We start from the raw sequence: 2,663 nt of genomic DNA, 5'->3' as shown, positions 1-2,663 counted from the left end.
GGGCACCGTGAGGCCCTCACCGGCTGCCGCGACCAGCACCTGCGATGCGCCCAGGGCGGCGGCATCCGTCGCCAGGCTCTCGTCGCCGATCACCAGCGCGACCGGCGTGCCTACCTGCGACGCGGCACCGATCAACTCCGCCGCCGACTTCGCCAGACCGCCGGTCGCGGTGGTGTCGAGAAGGACGAGGATCGAGTCATCTGCGAAAGTCATGTCGCCCATCTCTCACACCAGCCGGTTCTGGATCAGGAATTCGGCGAGCTTCTCGCCGGCGTCGCCCTCGTCGACGATCTTCGTGCCCGCCTGCCGCGGCGGCTTCTCGCTCAGCCCGATCACGATCGACCGCGACGCGTCCGAGTCGTGCGGGTCGATGCCCAGATCGTCCAGCGTCAGCACCTCGAACGGCTTCTTCTTCGCCGCCATGATGCCTTTGAAGTTCGGGAACCGCGCGTCCGGAAGCGCCTCGGTGATCGAGATCACCGCCGGCAGCGACGCCGACACCGTCGCCGTCGCACCGTCCGACGCGCGCACACCGCTCACCCCGGCCTCCGAGATCTCGACCGCGTTCAAGTACGTCGCCGCCGGAACGTCCAGCAGCTCGGCCACCATCACCGGCAACACGCCGCCCGATCCGTCGGTGGACTGATTGCCCGCGATCACCAGGTCGAACCCCGTCCGGCGCAGCGCCGCCGCGAGCACTTCAGCCGTCAGCCCCATGTCGGCGCCCAGCAGACCCTCGTCGGCCACCTGCACCGCCGCCGCCGCTCCCATCGCGAGGCCCTTGCGCACCGTCGCCGACGCCGACTCCGGAGTCATCGACAACACCACCACCTCGGTGCCCGCGTTCGCGTCGGCATACGACAGCGCGACCTCCAGCGACCTCTCGCCGATCTCATCGAGCACCGACTCGGACGCCCCCCGATCAGCCAGGCCCGTCTCCAGCGACAGCTTGCGATCCCCGTATGTATCCGGGACTTCCTTGACCAGGACGACGATCTTCATGACGATCTCCTCACGCTGGCCACGAGTCTAGAACGCGAGCCGGAATGTACCCAATCGGGCCCAACTTTGGCCGCGCAGCCCCCGTCGGACTGCACGCTGTGTATACATAGAGGCCGGTTCGCGGCATCCGTCGCCGTGCGATCACGGACCTGCCGGTACGGTGGGAGCGGGAGGTTCACATGGCCGCGACCAAGCGTCTTCCGGTCGACCCGATCGCCGAGGCGAAGCGCCAATGGATCGCTCACGGCTGGGAGTCGGCCGCCGGCGGCATGACCGCCGTCACCTCGATCATCCGCGCGCAGCAGCTCATGTTCGCGCGCATCGACGCGGCGCTGAAGCCCTTCGGACTGTCGTTCGCGCGCTACGAGCTGCTGCGGCTGCTGGGGTTCACGAGAGAGGGACGGATGCCGATGGCCAGCGCCATCGCTCGCCTGCAGGTGCATCCGACCAGCGTGACCAACACCGTCGACCGCCTCGCGCGCGACGGCCTCGTCTCTCGCGAGCCGCACCCGGGCGACGGGCGCGCGGCGATGCTCGTGCTGACCGACGCGGGGCGCGAGCTCGTGGAGCGGGCGACCTCGGCGCTGAACACCGAGGTGTTCGAGAGCCCCGGTCTGAACGAGATCGACACGACCGAGCTCGTGCGGATCATCGCGCGGCTGCGCAAGGACGCCGGCGACTTCACCGACCCAAAGCCCCAGCCCGACCCCCTCTGACCGTCCCGACCTCGTTTCGGCTCAGCGGTTCTCGAAATCCGGAGCGCGCTTCTCGCGGAACGCGGCCATGCCCTCCTTCTGATCCGCCGTGTCGAAGAGGCTCGCGAACACATGCCGCTCGAGCCGCAGCCCCTCGGCGAGGGGCGTCTCGAGCGCCGCGTCGAGCGTCGACTTCGCGGCGTACAGCGCCGGGAGGCTCTTCGACGCGACCGCGTCGGCGATCTTCGCGGCCTCGTCGAGGAGCTCGGCGGCGGGCACGACGCGCGAGACGAGTCCCGAGCGCTCCGCTTCTGCGGCATCCATCGTGCGTCCGGTGAGGATGAGGTCTGCGGCCTTGTAGTACCCCACCGCGCGGATGAGCCGCTGCGAGCCGCCCATGCCGGGGATCACGCCGAGGTTGATCTCGGGCTGCCCGAATTTCGCCGTGTCGGCGGCGAGGATCAGGTCGCACATCATCGCCAGCTCGCACCCGCCGCCGAGCGCATAGCCCGAGACCGCCGCGATCACCGGCGTCCGCACCGCGGCGAACCGCGCCCAGCCGCCGAAGTGGTCGCCCATCAGCATGTCGATGCCGCTCTTGGACTCCATCTCCTTGATGTCGGCGCCCGCGGCGAACGCGCGCTCCGAGCCGGTCAGCACGATGGCGCCGATCTCCTCGTCGGCGTCGAACGCGGATGCCGCGACCACGACCTCGTGCATCACCTGGGTGTTCAGGGCGTTGAGCACCTCCGGCCGGTTGAGGGTGATCCACCCCACCCGCCCGCGCGTCTCAGTGAGGATCGTCTCGAACTCGGTCATGTGGTCCACGGTCATGGCTCCGCTTTCGTCTAGGGGTGGTGCTGCACTCTCACCAAAACAGGACATCTGGCGAATGCAGGACGATCTGCTCCGAAATCATCCTGCCTTCGCCAGAACAGGACATTTCGCGTGCGGGCGGGCGGGCGG

Annotated in this window: 3 protein-coding genes and 1 pseudogene; 1 reads left to right on the top strand and 3 read right to left on the bottom strand. The window is 68.9% G+C overall.

Annotated elements, in window-relative coordinates:
• Positions 1 to 213 (bottom strand): annotated as a pseudogene (locus tag EIO58_RS15820) (electron transfer flavoprotein subunit alpha/FixB family protein); the annotation flags it as partial.
• 12 nt (positions 214 to 225) lie between these two features.
• Positions 226 to 1,002 carry an electron transfer flavoprotein subunit beta/FixA family protein gene (locus tag EIO58_RS15815; protein WP_127820308.1) on the bottom strand — a complete coding sequence of 259 codons (777 nt, stop codon included), beginning with the start codon at positions 1,000 to 1,002 and terminating at the stop codon, positions 226 to 228.
• A 179-nt stretch (positions 1,003 to 1,181) separates the two neighbouring features.
• Between EIO58_RS15815 and EIO58_RS15810 the strand changes: the two genes are divergently transcribed.
• The gene (locus EIO58_RS15810; protein WP_127820307.1) at positions 1,182 to 1,718 is read left to right on the top strand and encodes a MarR family winged helix-turn-helix transcriptional regulator; all 537 of its coding nucleotides are present in this window, start codon (positions 1,182 to 1,184) and stop codon (positions 1,716 to 1,718) included.
• Positions 1,719 to 1,739: 21 nt separating this feature from the next.
• Here EIO58_RS15810 and EIO58_RS15805 read toward each other — a convergent pair whose 3' ends face one another.
• A complete protein-coding gene (locus tag EIO58_RS15805; protein WP_127820309.1) occupies positions 1,740 to 2,516 on the bottom strand; it encodes an enoyl-CoA hydratase in 777 nt (258 codons plus the stop codon).
• Positions 2,517 to 2,663 lie beyond the last annotated feature (147 nt).

It is taken from the genome of Microbacterium sp. CPCC 204701, assembly GCF_004010105.1.
In the GTDB taxonomy this organism is placed as follows: domain Bacteria; phylum Actinomycetota; class Actinomycetes; order Actinomycetales; family Microbacteriaceae; genus Microbacterium.
The sequence above is the reverse complement of the archived record's forward strand: the minus strand, read 5'-3'. Positions and strand labels throughout refer to the sequence as shown.

Coding starts and splice junctions, on each gene's coding strand:
- EIO58_RS15810 (WP_127820307.1), top strand. CDS start 1,182: ATGGCCGCGACCAAGCGTCTTCCGGTCGACCCGATCGCCGAGGCGAAG.
- EIO58_RS15815 (WP_127820308.1), bottom strand. CDS start 1,002: ATGAAGATCGTCGTCCTGGTCAAGGAAGTCCCGGATACATACGGGGAT.
- EIO58_RS15805 (WP_127820309.1), bottom strand. CDS start 2,516: ATGACCGAGTTCGAGACGATCCTCACTGAGACGCGCGGGCGGGTGGGG.